At 64.9% G+C, this 24,373-nt stretch carries 14 protein-coding genes; 6 read left to right on the top strand and 8 right to left on the bottom strand.

Going from position 1 to position 24,373, the window contains the following annotated elements:
- Positions 1-278: 278 nt before the first annotated feature.
- The 6 genes from GH663_RS20395 (at position 279) to GH663_RS20420 (ending at position 10,153) form a co-directional block, all read left to right on the top strand.
- A complete protein-coding gene (locus GH663_RS20395) occupies positions 279-863 on the top strand; it encodes a CBS domain-containing protein (protein ID WP_153133430.1) in 585 nt (194 codons plus the stop codon).
- A gap of 16 nt (positions 864-879) precedes the next feature.
- The gene (locus GH663_RS20400) at positions 880-2,283 is read left to right on the top strand and encodes a sigma-54 interaction domain-containing protein (protein ID WP_153133431.1); all 1,404 of its coding nucleotides are present in this window, start codon (positions 880-882) and stop codon (positions 2,281-2,283) included.
- A gap of 159 nt (positions 2,284-2,442) precedes the next feature.
- Positions 2,443-3,840, top strand: a complete 1,398-nt coding sequence (locus GH663_RS20405; RefSeq protein WP_153133432.1) for a GntP family permease — start codon at positions 2,443-2,445, stop codon at positions 3,838-3,840.
- Between the two features lie 31 nt (positions 3,841-3,871).
- On the top strand, positions 3,872-5,875 hold the full coding sequence (locus tag GH663_RS20410) for an acyl CoA:acetate/3-ketoacid CoA transferase (protein WP_153133433.1): 2,004 nt from the start codon (positions 3,872-3,874) through the stop codon (positions 5,873-5,875).
- 79 nt (positions 5,876-5,954) lie between these two features.
- Positions 5,955-7,100, top strand: coding sequence for an efflux RND transporter periplasmic adaptor subunit (locus tag GH663_RS20415; protein WP_153133434.1), 1,146 nt, complete (start codon positions 5,955-5,957; stop codon positions 7,098-7,100).
- Entirely contained in the window at positions 7,097-10,153 is a 3,057-nt protein-coding gene (locus GH663_RS20420; protein ID WP_153133435.1) for an efflux RND transporter permease subunit, read from the top strand. The genes GH663_RS20415 and GH663_RS20420 overlap by 4 nt, the downstream gene beginning before the upstream one ends.
- A 66-nt stretch (positions 10,154-10,219) precedes the next feature.
- Here the strand turns inward: GH663_RS20420 and GH663_RS20425 are convergent, their stop codons facing one another.
- The 8 genes from GH663_RS20425 to GH663_RS21110 all read right to left on the bottom strand — a co-directional run.
- Positions 10,220-10,717, bottom strand: a complete 498-nt coding sequence (locus GH663_RS20425) for an EF-hand domain-containing protein (protein WP_246181666.1) — start codon at positions 10,715-10,717, stop codon at positions 10,220-10,222.
- 59 nt (positions 10,718-10,776) lie between these two features.
- The gene (locus GH663_RS20430; RefSeq protein WP_153133437.1) at positions 10,777-12,156 is read right to left on the bottom strand and encodes an efflux transporter outer membrane subunit; all 1,380 of its coding nucleotides are present in this window, start codon (positions 12,154-12,156) and stop codon (positions 10,777-10,779) included.
- Positions 12,153-15,287, bottom strand: coding sequence for an efflux RND transporter permease subunit (locus tag GH663_RS20435; RefSeq protein ID WP_153133438.1), 3,135 nt, complete (start codon positions 15,285-15,287; stop codon positions 12,153-12,155). Before GH663_RS20435 ends, GH663_RS20430 begins: the two co-directional genes overlap by 4 nt.
- Positions 15,288-15,296: 9 nt before the next feature.
- Positions 15,297-16,451: an efflux RND transporter periplasmic adaptor subunit gene (locus GH663_RS20440; RefSeq protein ID WP_170291470.1), complete on the bottom strand. Its 1,155-nt coding sequence runs from the start codon at positions 16,449-16,451 to the stop codon at positions 15,297-15,299.
- Positions 16,452-16,685: 234 nt separating this feature from the next.
- Complete coding sequence (locus GH663_RS20445; protein ID WP_153133440.1) at positions 16,686-20,327, bottom strand: translocation/assembly module TamB domain-containing protein; 3,642 nt, start codon at positions 20,325-20,327, stop codon at positions 16,686-16,688.
- A gap of 2 nt (positions 20,328-20,329) precedes the next feature.
- Positions 20,330-21,982 carry an autotransporter assembly complex protein TamA gene (locus tag GH663_RS20450; protein WP_153133441.1) on the bottom strand — a complete coding sequence of 551 codons (1,653 nt, stop codon included), beginning with the start codon at positions 21,980-21,982 and terminating at the stop codon, positions 20,330-20,332.
- Between the two features lie 58 nt (positions 21,983-22,040).
- Entirely contained in the window at positions 22,041-24,086 is a 2,046-nt protein-coding gene (locus GH663_RS20455) for a site-specific recombinase (protein ID WP_211371221.1), read from the bottom strand.
- A gap of 57 nt (positions 24,087-24,143) precedes the next feature.
- On the bottom strand, positions 24,144-24,373 hold a 230-nt coding region (locus GH663_RS21110; RefSeq protein WP_211371222.1), incomplete at its 5' end, for a hypothetical protein.

Here is a 24,373-nt window from a genome sequence, read left to right on the forward strand (position 1 = left end):
GGACCGTGAAACAGATGAGCGCCGATGATAGTGAGCTTCCGCTCGCGAAAGTAGGTCACCGCCAGGCTCCCATTCCCAAAAGCCCCTTCTGCAACAGCAGACGGGGCTTTCGGCTTTTGTACTTCCGCGCTGCAAGTGCCGCCTAAGGGATTTCCCGTAGCCCTATTGCCAAGCCCGTTGAATCTCAGAATACTGAGACTGATGGGGAATCATTCAAATAATTCGTACCTTCCCCGGTCCCACGTAACAGTGGATTAAAAGGAATGGAGGATCGAGACATGACTCTGGCAGCCAAAATACGTACCCACAAACTATCTTCAAATGCGACTCTGTGTGCCTCGGGCTATAACCTGATTGGAGCAGATTCGCCAGCTATCGAGGCGATGACCGATTTTTCGCGGGTGACGGCAGTCACCGTCAACGCGGCAGCCTCGCTTGCCGAAGCGAATGCGATGATGATTTCACGCGGTGTCCGCCTGCTAATGGTGAGCGGGGCGGATGATCAGGTCGTCGGTCTGATCACGGCGCGCGATATTCTGGGTGAGAAGCCGATGCAACTAGCCCAGGCTCGGGGTGGCAAGCGTGATGATTTGACGGTCAAGGACCTGATGGTGGCGGTGGGCAACATCGATACGCTGTATTTGAGCGAAGTGATGAATGCCCGCGTGATTGATATTCTGAACGCCCTGAAAAGTCAGGGGCGCCAGCACATTATGGTCGAGGACGTTGATCCTGCGACCGGTTTGCCGCGCGTACGGGGTATCTTCTCGGCGACCCAGATTGGCCGTCTGCTGGGCGTACCGGTGCTGGGCTTCGAATTGGCGAGTACGTTTGCCGAGATCGAGGCGGCGCTGGCTCACTGACACCCCACGGGTTTATATGGCAACACGGGATGAATTGCGCCGATTGGCGTCAGAGTCGCTGGTCTCACACTTTTCGGAGCTGTGCGAAGGGGCGGTGATCGTCGATGCCCAGTCCCGTGTCGTCTGGATGAATGACCATTATCCCGGGCGGCTCGGGATCGTCGATCCGTCGCTGGCGATCGGGCAGCCGGTTGAGCAGGTCATTGCCAATAGCCAGATGCGTCAGGTGGTCGATAGTGGCAAGCCGATCATGCTCGACATCATGGATGTCGGCGAGGAGTCTTTCGTCGTCACCCGCTTGCCCCTACGGGACGCCGCGGGAACGGTGGTCGGTGCGGTCGGTTTCATTCTTTACGACGACCCCCGGCACCTTGCTCCGGTCGTTTCGCGCTATCAACAGCTTCGGGCCGAGCTGGCCGATGCCGAGCGCAAACTGGCTGAGGCGCGGCGGACGAAGTATACGTTTTCCAGCTTTATCGGTGCCGGCGAGGCGTCTTCCGAGTTGAAGCAGGCTGCTCGTCGTGCTGCCCGTACCGCTTCATCGGTGCTGATTCTCGGGGAAACGGGTACCGGCAAGGAGTTGCTAGCCCAAGCCATCCATGCCGCCAGCCCGCGGGCAGACCGGCCTTTCGTCGCGGTCAACATCGCTGCCGTACCGGAAACGCTGCTCGAAGCCGAGTTTTTCGGCGTGGCGCCGGGAGCCTATACCGGGGCCGACCGTCGTGGCCGGGAGGGCAAGTTCAAGCTGGCGGATCACGGCACGCTCTTTCTCGATGAAATCGGCGACATGTCGCTGGCGCTCCAGGCCAAGCTGTTGCGCACCTTGCAGGAGCGAGAGTTCGAGGCAGTCGGCTCGAATCGCCTGGTCTCGGTCGATGTGCGGATCATTGCGGCGACTAGTCGCAATCTTGAGCAAATGGTTGCTGACGGAACATTCCGGGCCGATCTCTATTACCGGTTGAACGTCATTACGCTGAACACGCCGCCGTTGCGCGAACGCCCCGAGGACATGGCGTTGCTGGCGGAGTATCTGATCGAGCAGATCTGTAGACAGCTCGATATCCCAGCCCACGATATCAGTTCGCCGGCCTTGAATCGGCTCTTACGCCACGATTGGCCGGGCAATGTCCGGGAATTGGCCAATGTTCTTGAGCGCGCCTTGCTGATGACCGACAACGATCTGCTGGAGGCGGCAGATCTTGATCGTGTGATGCCCAAGGTGCGGGAATCGGTACCTGCAGCGCGCTCGAACGTGATCGGCATTGCCGAGGTCGTGGCGCAGGCGGAGCGCAAGGCCATTCTGGCTGCCCTGGATGAAAGCCACGGCAACAAGGCGCAGGCAGCGCGCAGCCTGGGCATCTCACGTGCTGCGCTCTACGAAAAAATCGCGGCCCTCGGCCTCACAGCCGATGCCGCCTGAACTGTCAGGCTGGGCGGACATGCTGTCTGCCCGGCTTGACGCCTGATTGCTGCGGTCTACGCTTAGGAAAGTAGCAAATCCAATTCGCTCAATGACTTGAGTGTCCTGGCATGTAGCGTGCGTTAGAAGTCGGTCTAATAACTGATATTGGAGACAACCGTGGACTTTCTGATCGTACTGGCCGCCCTGGCCTTCCTGATGTTTGTCGCCTACCGTGGCTACAGCGTCATTCTCTTTGCTCCGATTGCCGCACTCGGAGCGGTCTTGTTCGTTGATCCCAACCTGGTGGCACCGATGTTCACCGGCCTCTTCATGGACAAGATGGTCGGCTTCGTGAAGAATTTCTTCCCGGTCTTCCTGCTCGGCGCGGTATTCGGCAAAGTCATCGAACTGTCCGGTTTCTCCAAGGCCATCGTTGCCTCGGTGATCAACCTCATCGGTCGCGAACGGGCGATGCTGGCCATCGTCGTTGTCTGCGGTCTGCTAACCTACGGCGGGGTTTCGCTGTTCGTCGTCGTTTTCGCGGTCTACCCATTCGCCGCCGAGATGTTCCGCCAGGGCGGTATTCCCAAGCGCCTGATTCCCGGCACCATCGCCCTCGGCGCCTTTACGGTGACGATGGACTCGCTGCCTGGTACGCCGCAGATCCAGAACATCATCCCGACCACCTTCTTCAAGACCGATATCTATGCCGCTCCTTGGCTGGGCATCATCGGCGCCATCTTCATCCTGGTTGCCGGCCTCGGCTATCTTGAGATGTGCCGCCGCCGTGCGGCCGCCGCCGGCGAAGGTTACGGCGAAGGCCACAGCAACGAACCGGAGCCCTTCGAGCACGAGAAGCTGGCCCATCCGCTGATTGCCATCCTGCCACTGGTCATGGTTGGCGTCATGAACAAGGTGTTCACCAACCTGATCCCGGTCCTCTACGGTGAAAAGGTTTCCTTCATCCCGGCCGTGATCGGTAAGGTCGCACCGGTGGTGCAGCAGACCAAGGCGGTTGCCGCCATCTGGGCCGTCGAAGGGGCGCTGCTGATCGGTATCGCCACCGTCTTCGTCTTTGCCTGGAAGACCGTTTTCGCCAAGTTCGCCGAAGGCAGCAAGGGCGCCATCGGTGGTGCTTTGCTGGCGACCATGAACACTGCCTCCGAATACGGTTTCGGCGCCGTGATTGCTGCACTGCCCGGCTTCCTGGTCGTCGCCAATGCCTTGAGCGCGATTCCCAATCCGCTGATCAATGAAGCGATCACCGTTACCTCGCTGGCCGGTATCACCGGTTCCGCTTCCGGTGGCATGAGTATCGCGCTGGCCGCGATGGCCGACACCTTCATCGCCAATGCGCAGGCGGCCGGCATTCCGCTTGAGGTCTTCCACCGCGTCGCCTCGATGGCTTCCGGCGGCATGGACACCTTGCCGCACAATGGCGCAGTGATCACGCTGCTGGCGGTGACCGGCCTGACCCATCGCCAGTCGTACAAGGACATCTTCGCTATCACCTGTATCAAGACGCTGGCGGTCTTCGTGGTGATTGCCGTGTACTACGCTACCGGTATTGTTTAAGACACCTATAAAAATAGTGAGGAGATAAGCCATGCCCATGTCACGTCACCCGATTGCCGCATCATTGCGTGCTTCCGATACCGGCAAGATCGTTTCCGCCCGCGACGCCGTCCGTTTGATCAAGGACGGCGACACCGTGGCGACCGGCGGTTTTGTCGGCATCGGCTTTGCCGAAAACATTGCCATCGCCCTTGAGGAGTTATTTCTCGAGAGCGAGGCGAGCGATCAGCACGGCCTCGGCCGGCCGCGCAACCTGACCCTGGTCTATGCGGCCGGGCAGGGTGACGGCAAGGAGCGCGGTCTCAACCACTTCGGTCACGACGGACTGGTCGCTCGGGTGATCGGTGGCCACTGGGGCCTGGTGCCCAAATTGCAGCAATTGGCGGTGACCAACCGGATCGAGGCCTACAACCTGCCGCAGGGGGTGATCACCCATCTCTTCCGCGACATCGCCGCCGGCAAGCCGGGGACGATCACCCGGGTCGGCCTCGGTACCTTCGTCGATCCGCGTTTCGGCGGGGGCAAGCTGAACGAAATGACGACCAAGGATGTCGTCCGGCTGATGGAAATCGATGGCGAGGAATACCTGTTCTACAAGGCGCTGCCGATCAATATCGGCATCATTCGCGGCACGACGGCCGATCCGGACGGCAACATCACGATGGAGAAGGAAGCGTTGACGCTGGAGGCGCAGGCCATCGCGATGGCGGCGCGCAATTCGGGGGGCATCGTCATTGCCCAGGTCGAACGGATCGCCGAGCGCGGTACGCTGAACCCGCGCCAGGTGAAGATTCCCGGCATCCTGGTCGATTGCGTCGTGGTCGCCGAAAAGCCGGAGTACCACGCCCAGACCTTCAGCGAGCAGTACAACCCGGCCTACGCCGGCGAGATCAAGGTGCCGATGTCGGCGATTGCCGCGATGCCGATGAGCGAGCGCAAGATCATCGCGCGGCGGGCGGCGCTGGAATTGAAGGCCAACGCCGTGGTCAATCTCGGCATCGGCATGCCGGAAGGGGTGGCCAATGTCGCTGCCGAGGAGCAGGTCATCGACCTGATGACGCTGACCGCCGAACCCGGCGTGATCGGCGGCGTGCCGGCCGGTGGCCTGAGTTTCGGGGCGGCGACCAATGCCCAGGCGATCATCGACCAGCCGAGTCAGTTCGATTTCTACGATGGTGGCGGGCTGGACATCGCCTTCCTCGGCTTGGCCCAGGCCGACCAGCAAGGCAATCTCAATGTCTCCAAGTTCGGCCCGCGGCTGGCCGGGGCGGGGGGCTTCATCAATATTTCGCAGAACGCCAAGAAGGTGGTCTTCGTCGGCACCTTCACGGCCGGCAACCTGGAGGTTGCGGTCGACGCCGGAAAACTGGCCATTCTTGAAGACGGCAAGGCGGTCAAGTTCGTCAGCGAGGTCGAGCACCGGACCTTCAGCGGCCCACAGGCCGCCAAATGGGGCAAGAGCGTGCTCTATATCACCGAACGTTGCGTCTTCACGCTGACCGCCGACGGCCTCGAACTGACCGAAATCGCGCCCGGGGTCGATCTGCAGAAGGACATCCTCGACAAGATGGAATTCAAGCCGATCATGCACGGCGAGCCGAAGCTGATGGATGCCCGCATCTTTACCGATGCGCCGATGAACATCCGGCCGGAAATGTTGGAGCGGCCGATGGCCGAACGCCTTTCCTACGATCCGGCCCAGAACCTGTTCTTCGTCGACTTCGCCGGCCTCAGCATACGCAGCGAGGCGGATATCGCGCGCCTGCTGGAGGCCGTCGAAAGCAGGCTGGCGCCACTCGGCCACAAGGTCAACGCCATCGTCAATTACGATCGCTTCACAATCCTGCCGGAATTGGTCGATGACTACATCGGCGTCGTCAAGGGCATCATGGAGCGGCATTACCACGACGTGACGCGCTATACCTCGAACACCTTCCTGCGCATGAAACTCGGCGAGGCGCTCGAGAAGCAGCAGATTCCGCCGCATATCTACGAAAGTGCCGATGAGGCCCAGGATCGTCTGGGGGCTGGATAACCCTGTTGCTGGCGTGGGATGACATCGGCAAGGAGCAAGGTATCATTCGCCGATTACTGCGGTCGACACAGGTTCAGGCATGAAAATCATCTCTTCGGGTCCGCTTGCCGGGCGGAAAGCCCGTATCGCGCTCGCGCTGGCTGCCCTGGTGGCAGTCGGCGTAGTTCTCTTTTCCGGCTCCGCGCCGCAGCCGGCGGCATTGCCTGACAAGGCCGCAGCCAAGCCGGCACTGACGGTCAGCCTGACCACGCCGCAGAGCGAGGACTGGCCGCAGGTACTGGCCGCCAACGGCAATGTCGTGGCTTGGCAGGAGGCGGTGATCGGTCCGGAAATCAGCAATTACCGGATTACCGAAGTGCTCGCCCAGGTCGGCGACAAAGTGAAAAAAGGCCAGGTGCTGGCGCGGATTGCCAGCGATACCGTGGCCAGCGAACTGGCCGAGGCCAAGGCGTCGGTGGCCGAATTGACGGCCAGCGCCGGCGAGGCAAAAAGCAATGCCGAACGGGCCCGCGAACTGAAGGCCCAGGGCTTCTACAGTTCGCAGTTGTTCGCCCAGTACCAGACGGCTGAACATACTGCCGCCGCCCGCCTGGCAGCCGCCCGAGCCCGGGCGCAGGCCGCCGAAGTCAAGATGAGCAAGACCGTCGTCCTGGCTTCCGACGACGGGGTGATCTCGGCGCGTGCCGCCGCCGTGGGCTCGCTGACCCAGTCCGGGCAGGAGCTGTTCCGGCTGATTCGCGGTGGCCGGCTGGAGTGGCGGGCCGAAGTGCCCTCGGTCGACCTGGCCCGGGTCAAGGTCGGCGGCGTGGCCCGGCTGAGCAACCCGAATGGCGAACCGGTCGTCGGGCGGGTACGGGCCGTGGCGCCCAGTGTCGACCCGCAAACGCGCAACGGCCTGGTCTATGTTGACCTGCCGGTCAGCGATGCCCTGCGTGCCGGCATGTTCGCCCGTGGCGAATTCGAACTCGGGCGCAGCCCGGCCCTGACCGTGCCGCAGACGACGGTCGTCTTGCGCGAAGGCTTCGCCTATGTATTCCGGCTGGAAAATCGCGACGGCGAGGTCGGGCGCGTTGCACAGAGCAAGATTGTCGTCGGCCGGCGCCTCGGCGAGCGTCTGGAAGTTGTTTCCGGACTGGCGGCGCAGGCGCAGATCGTCGAGTCCGGGGCCGGTTTCCTGGCCGATGGCGATGCGGTGAAAATCGTCGCCGGCAGCCAAGCGCAATGAACGTTTCCGCCTGGTCGATCCGGAATCCGACGCCGGCTATCCTGCTCTTCATCATGCTGACGCTGTTCGGCGTCATGGCTTTCAAGGCGATGAAGGTGCAGCAGTTCATGGATGTCGATCTGCCGACGGTGACCGTCACCGCCTCGCTGCCCGGGGCGGCGCCGGCGCAGATGGAAACTGAAGTGGCGCGCAAGATCGAGAATTCGGTGGCGACGCTGCAGGGCATCAAGCACATCTATACCAAGGTGCAAGACGGCGTCACTGTCGTCACCGTCGAATTCCGGCTGGAAAAACCGACGCAGGATGCGGTCGACGACGTACGCGATGCCGTTTCGCGCATCCGTTCCGACCTGCCGGGCGACCTCAAGGACCCGGTAATCGCCAAGGTTGACCTGGCTGGCAGCCCGATCCTGACGTACACCGTGGCCTCGAGCCGGATGGACGACGAGGCGCTGTCCTGGTTCGTTGACAACACGGTGACCAAGTCGGTGCTCAGCGTGCGCGGCGTTGGTTCGGTGGCCCGGGTCGGCGGTGTGACGCGCGAGATCCGTGTCGAACTCGATCCGGCCCGGCTGCTGGCGCTGAACGCCACGGCAGCCGACATTTCCCGGCAACTGCGCCAGATCCAGCAGGAAGCTTCGGGCGGTAAGGCCGACGTCGGCGGCATCGAACAGTCGGTGCGTACCATCGCCACCGTACAGTCGGCAGCCGAACTGGCGGCGATGGACATTCTGCTCTCTGATGGCCGGCGTTTGCGTCTCGACCAGGTGGCGACGGTCAGCGATACGGTAGGCGAGCAGCGCTCGGCGGCCTTGCTCAACGGCAAGCCGGTGGTCGGCTTCGAAATCGTCCGCAGCCGCGGCGCCGGCGAAGTTGAACTGGCGACCAATGTGCGGGCGACGCTGGAAAAACTGCGCGCGGAACATCCAGACATTACAATCACTGAGGCCTTCAATTTCGTCGATCCGGTCGAAGAGAACTTCGAAGGTTCGATGTCGCTGCTGATCGAAGGCGCCATCCTGGCCGTCATCGTCGTCTGGCTCTTCCTGCGCGACTGGCGGGCCACCTTCGTCTCGGCGACGGCGCTGCCGCTGTCGATCATCCCGGCCTTCGCCGCGATGCACCTGATGGGTTTCACGCTCAACGTCGTGACCCTGCTCTCTATGTCGCTGGTGGTCGGCATCCTGGTCGATGACGCCATCGTCGAGATCGAGAACATCATGCGCCATCTGCGCATGGGCAAGACGCCGTTCGAAGCGGCGATGGAGGCGGCCGACGAAATCGGCCTGGCGGTGATCGCCACCACTTTCACGCTGATTGCCGTCTTTCTGCCAACTGCCTTCATGAGCGGCGTCGCCGGCAAATTCTTCGTCCAGTTCGGGTGGACCGCAGCAATCGCTGTTTTCTTCTCGCTGGTCGTCGCCCGCCTGCTGACGCCGATGATGGCGGCCTATATCCTGAAACCGCTCAGTGCCGAACACCACGAACCGCGCTGGCTCAAGGTCTATGCCGGGTGGGCGGCCTGGTGTCTGAAGCACCGCCTGCTGACCATGCTGGCCACGGCCGTCTTCTTCGTTGGCTCCTTCGCGCTGGTGCCGCTGCTGCCGACCGGCTTCCTGCCGCCGGACGACCTGTCGCAAACCCAGGTCTATGTCTCCCTGCCGCCCGGTAGCACTTTCCAGGAAACGCTGGCCGCCGCCGAAAAGGCGCGCGCCATCGTCGAGCAGCATCCGCATGTCAAGATGGTTTACACCGCCATCGGCGGCGGTGCCGCCGGCAGCGACCCGTTTGCGCCGCGCGGTGCGGCCGAGGTGCGCAAGGCGACACTGACCATCAACCTGACGCCACGCAAGCAGCGCGGCGGCGTCACCAAGCAGGATGTCGAACGCGAGTTTCGCCTGGCCCTGGCCGAACTGCCCGGCGTCCAACTCAAGGTCGGCTTTGGCGGTTCGAACGAAAAATACGTGCTGGTGCTGGCCAGTGAAAACGGCCCGCTGCTTTCCGAACATGCCCGGCTGGTCGAGCGCGACTTGCGCAGCATCCCCGGTATCGGCAACGTGACGACGACGGCCAGCCTGGTCCGCCCGGAACTGGTTGTCCGCCCCGATTTCGCCCGCGCCGCCGACCTCGGCGTCACTTCGGCGGCGATTGCCGACACCTTGCGCATCGCCACTGCCGGCGACTACGACCAGAGCCTGGCCAAGCTCAACCTGGCGCAGCGCCAAGTGCCGATCATCGTCAAGCTGCCGCCGGCCGCCCGTCAGGATCTGAGTCTGCTCGAACGGATGACGGTGCCCGGCAAACACGGCCCGGTGATGATCGGCAATGTGGCGAGCCTGAGCATCGCCGGCGGGCCGGCCGAAATCGACCGTTACGACCGCCTGCGCAACATCAATTTCGAGATCGAGCTGAACAACCAGCCGCTCGGCGAAGTCGAGAAACAGGCGCTGGCCCTGCCCAGCCTGCGCAACCTGCCGCCCGGCGTTATCCAGACCACGGTCGGCGATGCCGAGGCGATGGGCGAGCTGTTCGCCAGTTTTTCGCTGGCGATGGCGACCGGCGTCCTTTGCATCTACATCGTCCTGGTCCTGCTCTTCAAGGATTTCGTTCAGCCGGTGACCATTCTGGCGGCTCTGGTCCTTTCGGTGCCCGGCGCCTTTCTCGCCCTGTTCCTCTCGCACACGGCGCTGTCGATGCCGTCGATGATCGGCCTGATCATGCTGATGGGGATTGCCACCAAGAACTCCATCCTGCTCATCGACTACGTCATCCTGGCCCGCCGCGACCACGGCCTCGACCGTTGGAGCGCCTTGCTCGATGCCTGCCGCAAGCGGGCGCGGCCGATCGTCATGACGACGGTGGCGATGGGGGCAGGCATGCTGCCGATTGCACTCGGCATCGGCACCGACCCCAGCTTCCGGGCGCCGATGGCGATTGTCGTGATCGGCGGCCTGATCACCTCGACTTTCCTCAGCCTGCTGGTCATTCCGGTCGTCTTCACCTACGTCGACGACCTGATCGGGCGGGTTCGGCGGCTGGCTGCCAGCCGCTGAGCCGGCAAAGTAACGGGGCGCTCGCCAGCGCCCCGTGTTAGCCCCTTATCTGCCGAGCGCTCGGTCTCAGAAGCTCTTCTTGAAAACGCTGGGGTAGGGCTCGGGCTGGGTCGGTTCGCCGCGGCCGCGGGTCGTCTCCTGGCTTGCGGCGAGTGCTTCGTAATAGTCATAGCGATACTGGCGGCTGGCTTCGGCTTTGCTGGCGAAGGCCGCTTCCGGTGTCGCCGTGCTGCCAGCCGGCATCGGCTCGCCCTTCAGGTCCTGCGGCTGGACGTATTTGCTGCCCGGCTTGCTGCTGGCCAGGGTCGTCTTGACGTAGCGGTCGACGGCGCGCTTGACCTCGGCCAACGTCACGGCGTTGTCCTTGTTGCTGTCGATCTGGTCGAAAAACTCCGGGGCGCGCGGGAATTCGGCGTTGGCCTCGGCCCGCGACAGCTTGCCGTCCTTGTTCTTGTCGGCGGCATGGAAACGTTCCTCGAACCTGACCTGGCTGAGCGCATCTTTGGCGGGTTCGGCAAGGGCAAAGGTCGACAGCAAGGCGAGTCCGAGTAGTGAATGGCGCATGGTTTTTCCTGGTTGGGACAGCATCGAAAAGTTGGGGGGAACGCTTGGCATAGTGGCGATTATTCCTTTTCCTGCCAGCCGCCGCCAAGTGCCAGATAAATACGGATCAGGGCGCTGCGTCTTTCGAGCAGGCTCTGCGCCTGGTCGGTTTCGGCGGCGAGCAACTGGCGCTGCGCGTCGAGCACTTCGAGGAAGCTGGTCGTGCCGGCCCGGAAGCGCAGGTTGGCAAGGCGCATCGCTTCGCGCGAGGCGGCGACGCGTTGTCCCTGGATATCCAGCAACTCGGCGCTCGTTTCGTAGGCGGTCAGCGCATTGGCCACTTCGCCGAGGGCGCCGAGGATGGTCTTGCGGTAGCTGATCAGGCTTTGCTCCAGCCGGGCCAGGGTCGCTTCGCGATTGAAATAGAGCTGGCCGCCGGCAAACAGTGGCTGCAGCAAGTTGGGGCCAACGCTGGCGACGGCCGGCGCCCGGCCATTCACGAGGTCGTTCAGGCTGCTGCTGACGCCGCCGAAGATCGCCGTCAGCGACAGGTTGGGGAAGAACAGCGCCTTGGCTTCGCCTACCCGGGCATTGGCGGCGACCAGCTTGGCTTCGGCTTGCCGGATGTCTGGGCGCCGTTCGAGCAGCGTCGAGGGCAGGCCGGGTGGCACGAAATTGGGCAGAACCAGCGTCGGTGGCGTTTCGAAGGGAATGGCCCCGGGATGCCGGCCGAGCAGCAGCGACAGGGCGTTCTCGGTTTCGGCGATCTGCCGGCGCAGTGTCGGGACGCGGGCTTCGGTGGCGCCCAGCGCACTCTCCTGCTGCCGTTCCTCGGCGGCGGAGGAAATGCCGGCGGCTGACAGGCGCTGGATCAAGCGCAAGGCCTCGCGCTGGTTGTCGGCCGAGCTGACTGTCACGGCATAGGTTTCGCGCAGGGCGGCAAGTTGGTAATAGTAGTTGGCGACCGAGCCGATCAGCGAGGCCTGGATGCCGTGCCGGGCCTCGGCACTGGCCAGCAGCTCGGCCTGGGCGGCCTCGTTGGCCCGGCGGTAACGGCCCCAAAGGTCGATTTCCCAGGAGATGCCGGCGCCGCCGAGGTAGGTCGACGTATAGCGGTCGCCCGACTGGCGGGCAGTGGCCGAGGTGTTCAGCGACAGTGAGGCCTGCGGCAGCAGCGGGGCGCGGGCGATGCCGGCCAGCGCCTCGGCTTCGCGAAGGCGGGCAGCGGCGAGCAGGGCATCCGGGCCGGCGGCCAGGGCTTCCTCGATCAGGTTCTGCAGGGGCGGGTCGGTGAACACTTCCCGCCAGTGCAGTTCGGCCAGCGTGGCCTGGCCGGCCGCTGCCGGCGGCGTACTGCGATAGTTTTCCGGAAGCTCGCTGGCCGGGCGCTGGTAATCCGGACCGACGGCGCAGCCAGCGAGCAGTAGCAGGGCGGTGACGAGCGGCAGGCGGCGCATCATGGCTGCTCCTCGGTGGCGACGACCGGTTTCGGCGAAAAGCGGCTGACGACGCGGTCGACCGTCACGAACAGCACCGGCACAAGGAAAATGGCCAGCAAGGTTGCCGCCAGCATGCCGGAGAAGACGGTGATACCCATCGAAACGCGCGAGGCGGCACCGGCGCCGGAGGCGAGGATGAGCGGCACGACGCCGAGAATGAAGGCGAATGAGGTCATGATGATCGGCCGCAGGCGCAGTTTGGCGGCACCAATGGCCGCCGTCACCGCATCCTCGCCTTGCTCGCGCTTCATCTTGGCGAACTCGACGATCAGGATGGCGTTCTTGGCGGCGAGGCCAATCAGCAGGATCAGGCCGATCTGGGCGTAGATGTTGTTGCTCAGGCCGCTCAGCCAGAGGCCGAGCATGGCCCCGAACAGGCCGAGCGGGACGGCGAACAGTACGGCGAAGGGAACCGCCCAGCTTTCGTACAGCGCGGCAAGAAAGAGGAAGACAAAGATGATGGCCATGCCGAAGACGATCGGCGCCTGGCCGGCCGACTGCTTTTCCTGCAGGCTGATACCCGACCACTCGTAGCCGTAGCCCGCCGGCAGGGCTTCTGCCGCCACTTCCTCCATGGCCTGGATGGCGGCGCCCGAACTGTAGCCCGGCGCGGCATCGCCGCCCAGTTCGGCGGTTCGGTACAGGTTGTAGCGCTGGGAAACGGTCGGTGCGCTGATCGGCAGGGGGCTGACCAGCGTCGACAGCGGCATCATCTGGCCTTCACCGTTACGCACGTGGAACAGGCCGACGCCCTGGATATCGCTGCGGAATTCGGGTTCGGCCTGCATCGTCACCTTGTAAGTGCGGCCGAAGCGGCTGAAGTCATTGACGTTGAGGCCGCCGAGGAAGGTCTGCAGCGCGTTGGTGACGTCGGAAATCGGTACGCCGAGTTTCTTCGCCTTTTCTCGATCCAGTTCCAGCCGGAAGGCCGGGGTCTTCGGGTTGAACTTTGAATAGATGCTGCCGATTTCCGGGCGCTGGCGGGCGGCGGCGATGAAATCGTCGGCAACCTGGGCCAGTTCCTGCGGCGTACCGCCGGCCCGGTCCTGCAATTTGAACGAGAAGCCGCTGGTTGAGCCAAGGCCGGGAATCGGCGGCGGGTTGAAGGCAAGCACGATCGCTTCCGGCAGGCGGGCGGCCTGCTGGTAGGTGGCGCCGATGATCGCCTTCAGTTGCTCGGCGGCACTGGTCCGTTCCTCCCAGGGTTTCAGCTTGGCGACGAAGAGGGCGCTGTCGGACTGGGTGACGCCATTCAGCACGTTGTAGCCGTTGATGATCAGGCGCTTTTCCATACCGGGAATGCCGGCCAGGATGCCATCGACCTTCTCCGTCACCGCCGCGGTCCGGTTCAGCGAGGCGGCTGCCGGCAACTGCACGCTGCCGATGAAATAGCCCTGGTCTTCCGGTGGTACGAAACCGCCGGGCACCTTGTTCATCAGGCCAACGGCGGCCAGGATCAGGATGCCCAGCATCAGCAGGGCAAGCAGGCTGCGGCGGATCAGCGTTTGCACGCCGCGCCCGTAGCCTTCGGTCAGGCGGTCGAAACGGCGGTTGAAAGCGGCGAAGAAGCGGGCCAGCGGGCCGTTGCTCGGGTGTTTCGGCTTGAGCAGCAGGGCGCACAGGGCTGGGGTCAGCGACAGCGCGACAAAGGCCGAGAGCATGGTTGAGACGGCGACGGTGATGGCGAACTGCTTGTACATCACGCCGGCGATGCCGCCGAGGAACGCGACCGGGACGAAGACAGCGGCGAGAATCAGGGCGATCGCCATGACCGGGCCGGAGACTTCCTGCATTGCCTTGATCGTCGCATCGCGGGCATTCAGGCCGTGTGCCATGTGATGTTCGACCGCCTCAACGACGACGATGGCGTCATCGACGACGATGCCGATGGCCAGCACCATGCCGAACAGCGTCAGCGTGTTGATCGTGAAGCCGAGCAGCGTGAAGACGGCAAAGGTGCCGACCAGCGAGACCGGCACCGCCAGCATCGGGATCACCGTCGCCCGCCAGTTCTGCAGGAACAGGAAGACGACGATCAAGACCAGGAGCAGTGCCTCGACAAAGGTATGCAGCACTTCTTCGAGCGAGGCTTTAACGAAGACGGTGTTGTCGAGCACCATGTCGTAGGCCATGTCGACCGGGAAGGACTTGCTGACTTCTTCGAGGCTCTGCCGGATGAGGGCGGCGGTTTCCAGCGCGCTGGCGTCCGGCGTCAGGTTGATCGAAAAGGCGGCGGCCGGCTGGCCGTTCAGGCGGGACTGGAAGGTGTAGTCCTTGGCGCCGAGTTCGACCCGGGCGACATCGCGGACACGGATGAAGGAGCCGTCGGCCTTGGCGCGGACGATGATGTTTTCAAATTCGCTCGTTTCGGACAGTCGACCGCGGACCTCGACGCCATATTGGAACTGCTGGGTTTTCGGGGCCGGCAACTGGCCGACCTGGCCAGCCGGTGCCTGCGCGTTCTGCTCCTGGATGGCGCGGTAGATATCGGTCGGCGTGACGCCGAGATTGGCCATGCGGTCCGGTCGCAGCCACAGGCGCATGCCGAACTCGGCCCCGAACAGTTGGACATTGCCGACGCCCTTGACCCGCTTCAGCGTCTCGACGATGTTGATCGTCGCGTAATTGGCCAGAAACAGCTCGTCGTAAGTCCCTTGCGGCGAGACCAGCGCGATGTACATCAGCGTGTCCGGCGTCTGCTTCTTGGTCGTGATGCCGCTGTTGATCACTTCGCTCGGCAGCCGGGCATTGGCCTGCGAGGCGCGGTTCTGAACCTGGACGGCAGCAATGTCGGCATCGCTCTCCAGACCGAAGGTGATATCCAGGTTGTAGGCCCCGTTGCCGGACGAACTGGAGGTCATGTAGAGCATGCCCTCGACGCCGTTCACCTGCTCCTCGATCGGCTGGGCGACGGCCTGTTCGACGACCTCGGCGCTGGCCCCCGGGTAGAGTGCGGCCACCCGGATGGTCGGCAGCGTGATCTGCGGGTACTGTGCGATCGGCAGGTTGAGGCCGGCGATGATGCCGGCCAGCAGCAGCACGATGGCGGTAACGAAGGCGAAGACCGGGCGGTCGATGAAGAACTTGGCCATGCTGCCCCCTTACGGTTTGACCGCGGCGGGTTTGGCTGCTGTCGTCGCGGCAAGCGGATTGACCACGCTGCCCGGCCGCGCTTTCTGCAGGCCTTCGACGACCACCCGTTCGCCGGCCTTGAGGCCGTCTTCGATCACCCACTGGTCGCCGAGGCGCGGGCCGGTGCGGATTGGCCGCTGCTCGACCTTGTCGCCGGCAACGACGACCGTGGCGAACTGCTTGCCGAGCATTTCGGTGACGGCTTTTTGCGGGATCAGGATGGCATCCTGGGCGATTTCATAGACGATGCGGACCCGGGTGTTCATGCCGGGACGCAACAGGCCGCTCGGATTCGGGAACACGGCGCGCATGGTCAGCGTGCCGGTGGCCGGGTTGAGGGCGCGGTCGGTGAAGTCAATCTGGCCTTTTTCGGCATAGACGCTGCCGTCGGCAAGGATCAGTTCGAGCGGCGTGCTGGGGCTCTGTCCGCTCTCCCGGAAGCGTCGCGAAAAATGCAGGAAGTCCACTTCCGGAATGCTGAAATAGGTGACGATCGGATCCATGGTCGACACGGTGGCCAGCACGCTCTGCCCGGCGCTGGCCAGGGCGCCGACCTCGACCTTCTGCAGGCCGATCTGGCCGGAAACCGGCGAACGGACTTCGGCGTAGGATCGGTCGAGCTTGGCCTTTTCCAGCGCCGCTTGGCGGGCCTGGACGATGGCCGCGTTCTGCTGTTCGAAGGCGACCGCCTGGTCGTAGGTCTGCCGGGGAATGGCATTGTCCGGCAGCAGTGGCTGGTAACGGGCAACGTCCTGGCGGGCGCGGGCGAGCACCGCGGCCGACTCGGCCAGCTTGGCCTGGGCGTCGATCACTGCCTCGTCGTAGGCCCGGGGATCGATGACGAAGAGCAGGTCGCCCTCGCTGACTTTCTGGCCGGGCTGGAAAGTCTGTTTGATGATCAGGCCGGAGACGCGCGGTCGCAATTCCACTTCGCGGAATGCCTTGACCTCCGAGACGATATCCACCGACAGCGGCGTGTTCTGCGCTGCCAGCGTCTGCACGATCACATCCGGCGGCGTTGGGGCGGCGGTCTTGGCGACATCCTTGCAGCCGGCCAGCAGAGTCAGCCCGATGAGCGCGGCGCTGCCGGCAAGTCGACGATGGGTCGAAAAACGGTCAATCATGGGCAACCCCCCGGTTGGTTTTGGTCCTGCATCGGGCGAGCTGGCGGTGCTGCTCCGGAAAAGGGCGGACATCGCCGGTCGCACTATTGTCGTGTCATTATCCTACCCGTTTTCATTTGCCGGTTGGCATTTGGGGGGCGTTCTGAATTTGAAATTCAGAAGCGGCAAGGGCCTGGCTCGGCTTTGATGAAGAGGAGATCGGAATCCTCGGCAGCCTGGCGGTGCTCGCCTATATCAACGCGATTCTGGCGCGGAGCGGCCGAAAGTGATGGTGTAGAACAGGTCGAGCGCGTTGTCGCTGCCGGCCCGGCCGATCAGCGAGACCTGGCGGTTCAGGTTGACGGTCAGCTTGACGATGCTTTCCGCCTTGCCGAGCGCCTGTTCGTAGGAAAGCATGGCGTTCGACGACAGGCGCTTGCCGACACTGAGGATCTGGGTGCCGGTCGTTGCCGTGGTGTCGAAATTGCTGCCGGCGACGCGGCTGCTCTGCTGGCGGCTGCCAGTGTCGCCGATGCCGCCCTGACGAAGGCCGAAATCGTCGATCCCGAAGCCGCTTTTTAATTGCTGGACGACGCCGCCCGAATCCTTGCCGAGCAGGCCGCCGGCTGCCGAGAGCAGTACGGTCGCATCGCCGGCGCTCATCTGCTCCGGGCCGTGGCCGAGGACCAGCCAGGCCAGTTTTTCGGCATCCGGCAGTTCCGGGTCCGAAACCAGCTTGACGACCGGGCGTTGCGCCGTGCCGCTGATCTGGACGCCGGCTTCGACCGCCAGCCCCTTGCGGACGGCGCGCACGTCGAGCCCCGGGTTGTCGAGCAGGCCCTGAAAGTTGAGGACGCCGCGCTCGATGGCCAGTTGCTGGCCGTAGGCGTCGAAGCGTCCGTCGCGGGTGCGGATGCTGCCGCTGGCCCGGGGCAGGTCGCGGCCGCTGGCGCGCAGCCGGATGTCGCCGACGAGGCGGGCGGTCAGGCCGGCCCCCTTGAACAGGAAACTCTTGCCGAGATCGGTGCTGAGGTCGAGATCGAGTTTCGGGCGCAGGCTGCTCGCCGCCTTCTCGTTGCCCGGCCGCTTGATGACGACATCGTCGGACAGGCTGGGGGCGCCGCCGGCAGCCAGTTGCCAGTAGCCGGCATCGACCGCCAGCTTGCCCTTGGCGCCGAGCGTGCTGCCCTGCCAGCTCAGCCGGCCGTCGCCGGAAACGGCCACCCACTGGTCGGGTAGCTGGAAAATGCCGAGCCGGTCGAGACGGACGTCGAGGAAGGCGTTGTCGGCGCCAGTGCTGCGGTCGACCTGCATTTCGCCGGTAATTTCCAGGCGGCCCGGCCGCTTGTTGAGGCTCTCGACGTCGTTTCTGGCGGCCAGTAGCAGCGGCCGCGGCAGCGCCTGCAGCAGGCTGTCGAAACCCAGTTTCTGGACGCGCAACAGGTTGTTGGCGAGCGTGATGTCGAGTTCGCCGTTGGCCAGGTTCAAGCCCTGCTCGGGCAGGCGCAGGGCCAGCTTTTCGCCGCGGAACTGACCGTTGGCCAGCGGCAGCGCCGGCGTGCCGGCGACTTGCAGTTCGCCGCTGAAGCGGCCGGCGCTCTGCCATTGCTCGCCGAGCAATTCGCTCAGCCAGCCGAGGTCGGCGACATCCATTTTTAGCTTGCCCAGCCAGGCTGCCTGCTGGTCGAGCGACCAGGCACCGCGCATGCCGGCTTTCAGTTCGCCGTCGACCTGGCCGATGCGCGGCCCGCGTCCGCTCAGGTTGGCCAGCAGTTGCTGCTGGTCGGCCTCGGCCTGCAGGCTGGCCTGCCAGTTGTTTGGGTTGCCATTCAGTCTGGCCGGGCCGAAGCGCCAGCGCTGGGCGGCCAGGTGCACGGGGGCGGGGGCGCTGAGCTGGAAGCTGCGATTCCGGTCGTCGGCGTTCAACTCGGCGCTGAGCAACTGGCCGCGCCAGCTCATTTCGCCGGCTTCGCTGAGCAGGCCGCCTTCAGCACTGAGCGCGAAACGGTTCTTGCCGCTTAGTTCGGCGCTGGCGCTCAGGCGGTGGGCCTGGTTGCTGCCGTTGGCCTGCAGGTGCAACTGCTTGAGCAGATCCGGCTGGTCCGGCGTGGCCAGGCTGGTGACGACGAGGTCGAGGCGCACGGGCGAATTTGGTTGGCCGGCGGCGTCGGCCTCCAGCTTCAGGCCATTCAGGCGGACGACGCCGGGCAGGCCAAGTTTGGTGGCCTGCAGGCGGGCGGCCAGTTGCGGTTGCTGGGCCGTGCCGGCCAGATCGAGCCGGCCGCTGATGCCGCCTTCCAGCCCGTAGGGAGAAAGTTGCGGCGCCTCGAGGTCGACCGTCAGCCGGTCGCCCGGCTGCCCGAAGGCGCCGCTGGCATGCAGGCGGTTGGTGCCGGCGAGCAGTTCGATATCGGCTTGCGGGATGCGCGGCCAGTCGATGCTCAGGCGGCCGCGGCCGCTCAGCGGCTGGCTGGCGAGCTGGCTGTCCTTCAGTTCGAAGCTGGCGCTGAGCAGCGGGTGCGGCGCCAGTTTGCCCTCGCTCTTGAAGCTGGCATTGATCCGGGCCGGCGTAACTTTGGCAAAACGGCTGGGGTCGAAGCGGCTGAGTTCGCCGGTGGCGGTAAAGGACATGTTGTCGTTCAGCGCCAGTTCGCCATGCGCCGTCAGCCGGGCCGGGCCGGCCGCCAGTTCCAGCCGGGGCAGGGTCAGCCGGCCGGCGGCGTGGCTGGCCTCAGCTTGCAGCCGGAAAGTCGCGTCCTGCAGGTCGAGTTCAAGGTCTTGCCGGTCGGCACCGAGCCAGGCCGAAATCGGGCCGTTCAGGCGGGTGGACCGCAGGGCCGTGACGATTTGGGCGGCGTCGAGCTGCTGCGCCTGAAAGTTCAGGTGCAGGGCCTGCTCCTGCCAGCGGGCCTCGCCGTCCAGGCGGCTCTTGCCGCCCAGTTTGGCCTGCAGGGCAGCGAAGCGGCCGATGCCGTCCTGCCAGGCCAGTTGGCCGTTCAGGCTGACCAGTGGCAGCAGTTGGCGGTCGAGCGGCCCCGGCTTGGCGTTGCGCAACGAAAAATGGCCGGCGATGCCGTTGCCTTGCGGCTGGAGGTCGGCCCGCAGGCTGAGCCGGGCGACCGGGGCGCCCTTTTGCCAGGCGGCCGGGTCGAGCTCGTCGAGCGCGACGTGGGCGCTGGCGAAAGGGGCGTCGGCGAACGGCGTCAGCACGGCCTGCGCTTCGCCCTGCAGGCCGGCTCGGGCGCTGGCGGCCAGTTCGAGGCGTTCGAGCGGGCCGCTGGCGCTCAGGCTGAGGGCCAGCGGGCGTTGTTCGAGCTGGCCGGTCAGTTCGGCGGTGGCGGTCAATTGCAGCGGCGGCTGGGCGGCGAGCCGGGCTTGCCCGGTTAGGCGCGTGTCGCCGCTGCGCGCCGAGAAGTCCTGCAGGCTGTAGTGCTCGCCATCGTGGCTGAGGTGGCCGGCCAGATCGTCGGCGGCGAAGGCATCGCCAATTTCCAGGCGGGAAATGGCCACTTTTTCGAGGTCGACCGCCAGAGGCAGGCCGAGCGCGCTCGGGGGCGGCGTTTTTTGGTCGCTGCCGACGATCTCGAGACGTAGCCGGCCGATGCTCAGTTCGGCGACCTGCAGCCGGCCGTGCAGCAGGGCGCCGGGTGACCAGTCGAGGTGGATTTGCTCGGCGCGCAGGTCGAGGTCGGGGCTGGTCCAGCGCAAGCTGGCGAGGTCGAGCGAGCCGAGCAGGCTGCCGCCGCTGGCGGTGATCTGCAGGCGCCCGTCGCTGGCGCTGGCGGCCAAGCGGCTCGCCGCGTGCAGGCCGCTTTCGGTGGTCGTCAGCCAGAGCAGGCCGCCGGCCAGCGTGCCGAGCAGCGCGGTGGTGGCGAGGCCGAAGCTGCGGTAGCGCATGCTCAGAACGGGATGGCCAGCGAGAAGTGCAGCTGGAATTCGGCGGTGCGCTGGCCGTAGGCGAGGTCGACGCCGATCGGCCCGGCCGGGCTGCGCCAGCGGGCGCCGACACCGTAGCCGACGGCGAGCCGGATGTCCTGCAGGTCATCGACGGCATCGCCGGCATCGACGAAGCCGGCGATGCCCCAGCTTTCGTTCAGCCAGTGCGTCGCTTCGGCGCTGACCACGCCGAGATAGCGCCCGCCGACCGTGGCGTTGCCTTCCTTGATGCCGAGGCTCTGGTAGGCATAGCCGCGCACCGAGCCGGTGCCGCCGGTCCGGAACAGGTAGTCCTGCGGGATGTGCTGGCGTGAATCGGCCAGCGTGTAGCCGATTTCGCCGCGCAGGGTCAGCATGTTCTGCTGACCGAGTGGAATGAATTGCTGCCAGCGCGAGTGCAGGCGGATGAAATTCTGGTCGGAGAGCAGCGCCTTGGTGCCGCCGCCGATCTGTGCCTGGAGCACGATGCCTTTATGCGGGTCGAGCGGGTTGTCGACGCGGCGCCAGGTCCACATCACGTTCGGGACCAGGGCCCGGCTGGTCGTCGCCAGGGCGCCGTCCGGCTCGCGCCGTTCCTCCTGCCAGTTCAGCGACAGCCGCTGTTCGATGCTGCCGCGTTGCTGCACGGTCTGGGCGCCGAAGGCATAGCGCTCGGTCTTCAGGCCCTGGATGTCGGTGCCTTCGGCCATCAGGCCGACGCTGTTGCGCCGGTTCTTGCCGTCCGGCGGCAGGAAGACGTCGGCATAGGCGGTCTGCTTCTTCTGTTCCAGGCGCAGGCCGGTATCGAATTCCCAGGCCTGGTTGAAGAGGTCGGGCGTGTGGTAGTTGGCTTCGACGCGGGCGCCGGTGTTGGAACTGATGCCGGCCCCGAAGGCCACCCGGTGCGCCGCCCGTTCGCGAACGCGGAGCAGGACGGGGGCGGTCACCGTGCCATCCGGGCCGATTTCGCTGTCCATGTCGAGGCTGGCCTGGACCGAAGCGAAGTAGGGGCTGGCCTGCAGCGTCGCTTGCAATGCGTTCAGTCGGTCCTGTTGGTAGGGCTCGCCCGGCAGCACCGTGCGGTTGTAGCGCTGGACCAGATCGGGCGTGTAGCGCTGCAGGCCGCTGATTTTCAGCTCGCCAAAGCGGTAGGGCGGGCCGGCGTCGTAATGGGCGCGCAAGGCGGCGCGCTCCGTTTCGGTATCGATTTCCGCGGTGCTGTCGAGCAACTGGGCGGCGGCGTGTTCGACCGCCAGCAAGCGGGCCAGCACCTGCTGCTTGGCTTCGCTCCAGTCGTCCTGGCGAAACGGCTGGCCGACCGGCAGGCCCCAGCCGGCCAGCAACTCTTCCCTGGTTTTTGCCGCCAGCGGGCCGTCCACCGCCAGATCGACGCTGCCGATTCGGGTGCGCGGGCCGGGCGTGATCGTTACCTGCAGATCGCCGTCCCGCTCGCTGAATTCGAAGGCTGGCGAGAAATAACCCTCGGTGGCCAGGATTTCGCCGAGCAGTTCCTGCAGCTTGCGCTGGCTGCCGGCGGCCTCCGGCAAATAGGGCGTCAGCAGCTCGCTGATTTCTTCCGGGGCGCGCAAGTCGATCTCGCCGGCGGCCAGCGGGCTGGCCAGGGCGAACAGAAACATGGGAAGAAAGCGGCGTCTGGCCGGGCTGTCAGGAAATAGCACCTCGGCATTTTACCCGCTACTCGGCGGCGGCCTGGCGCGGCGGCAGCAGGAAACTCCGCGGTTGTTGCCGGAAGCGCCGCCAGATGGCGCCGAGTAGCGGCCCCCAGTGCTCGAACTGGATGCGCCGGGCGCCGAGCGCGGTGCGCAGGGCGAGCGAGAAACTGACGGCAAGATTGATGAAGCCGATGGCGGCGACGCCGAGCGCCGCCCACAGCACGGCCTTGAGCGGCAATACGAAGTCGAAGGCGGTCAGTGCATAGCCAAGGTTGGCCGAGGCGAAGGCGATATGCCGGATGTCGAGCGGCAGGCCGAGGATGGTGCCGATGACGCCGGTCGAGCCGAGCATGCAGCCGAACAGGAAATTGCCCATGATGCCGCCCAGCCGGTCCTGGATGTAATTGCCGATGCGGATCGTCCGTTCCGCGCCGAACAGCCGGCGCAGCCAATGCAGGCGGCCGACGCGCAGGCCGACTTCGGCATAGGCCGCCTGGTTGTCGAAATAGCCGGTGATCAGGCCGGACAGGAAGAGGTAGAAGCCGGCGATGGCGGCATGCGGCAAGGCCCAGCTCAACAGGTTGAGGTCGGCCAGCAGGTGGGCTCCCTTTTCCAGCGGGATCAGCGGCGTGCCATTCAGCCGGCTCAGGCCGTAACCGACGGCAATGGCGATCGGCAGTGCGACCATGACGTTGCCGGCGATCGCCGCCAACTGACTGCGACAGACGGCAGCGACGACGTCGACCAGGCGTTCGAGGTCGGCGCTGCGCCGCGGCTTGAGGTCGCCGAGCAGGCCGGCCAGCGTCTGCGCCGTCATTGCCGGCTGCTTGGTGGCGACCGTCATGCCGAGCAGGTAGATGAGGACGAAACCGAGGCCGTAGATCATGCTGAACATGAACGCCTCGCCAAAGAGCGGGGCGTGCAGCGCCGCGGCCTTGATCTTGAGCAGCGCCATCAGCCCGATCAGCACGCCGGCACCGGCCGCCGAGCGCCACATGTAGCCGTAATCGGACGGCGTTTCGCAAATGTAATGCTCGCCTGAGCGGGCCGCATTCTCGGTGACGCGGACGGCGAGCAGGCGGGAGAGTTGCGTCATGTAGAAGCGCAGGCTGTTGCGGCGGTTCTCAGCGAGGAAGGCGTCGCGGGCAAAGCTGGCCCAGGCCTCGATCGCGCCGTTTAAAGTGGTCGACGTCTGGGTCGCGGTCAAAATGGTGAGCAGTTCCTCCAGGCGAGCCAGGCATTGCTCGCTGCGGGTCAGCAGATAGGACAGATGCAGGCTGGTACCGACCGTCAGCGCCCGTTTGCGGATGCGCTGCAGGCTGCCCCGGCACTGGGCGGCAATGACCTGCAACTGGCTGCCGTCGTCGGCGCTCAGTTCCGGATCGTTGAGGGCGGCGCGCATGCTGTTGACGAAATCGAGGGCCTCGGCCGAGAGGGCGATGAAACTCGGGGTGTCGTCATCGAAATTGGTGCTCGCCCGCATCAGCTCGCTCTCGACGCCCAGGCCGCTGACCCGGTGGGCGAGCAGCAGCACGGAATCGAGCATCTGTTCCTGGATGCCGCGCCAGTCGAAATTGTGCAACTCCTCGCTCGGCGCGAGCAGCGCCCAGAAGCGTTGCGAGTATTCGGGCGGGATCTGCTCCATCCAGCGCCAGTCCGTCGAGCGATCGTAAACGACGTGCAGGCAGTCCTTCAGGCGGCGTTCATCGGGCGCCTCGGGCAGTACGCGGTTCCACAGGATGCGCCACCACTCGGAGAAAAAACCGGTGCCGGGCAGGATGCCGCTGTCGGTGAAAAAGGTGACCAGTCGGCGGGTAGCGAGGAAATGCACGACGTGACCCCGGAAAGCGGCGAGCAAGGCGGCGTCGCTTTCCAGGATATCCAGCATTTCGGCATAGCGCAGGGCCGCCTCGCCGTCGTCCCAGTTGCGCGGGCGCAAGTGGGTGACCAGTCGGCGGATCAGTTCCAGGGTATCGGCCTCTGGCTCGCGGAAGGCCAGCAAGGCATCGTGCAGCGGGTTGCCGACGGGTTGGCTCTTGCCGAGCAGCCAGTGCAGTATTTCACGCATTTTTGTCATTAAACTGTTTTTTCGCTCAACATCGAACCATGATTGTCGGATAATCAGTTACCCATATCGATTGTAGTTGTGTAACGGGGCAGGGCCGGCAAGTGCCGCCGAATCGTGCTCCACTGGGTAAAGTGAATAAACAATACGTAATGAAATGAAGCGGTTTGCGCTTACAATACGCCGTCTAAATTTTTTCGACAGGGATATCTCATGATCAAAAACATCGCCAAGAAGTCGCTGGTTCTGGCCCTGCTGGCCGGTATCGGCTTTGCTGCCACCGCCCAGGA

Source organism: Dechloromonas hortensis, from assembly GCF_009469765.1.
Taxonomy (GTDB): Bacteria; Pseudomonadota; Gammaproteobacteria; order Burkholderiales; family Rhodocyclaceae; genus Azonexus; species Azonexus hortensis.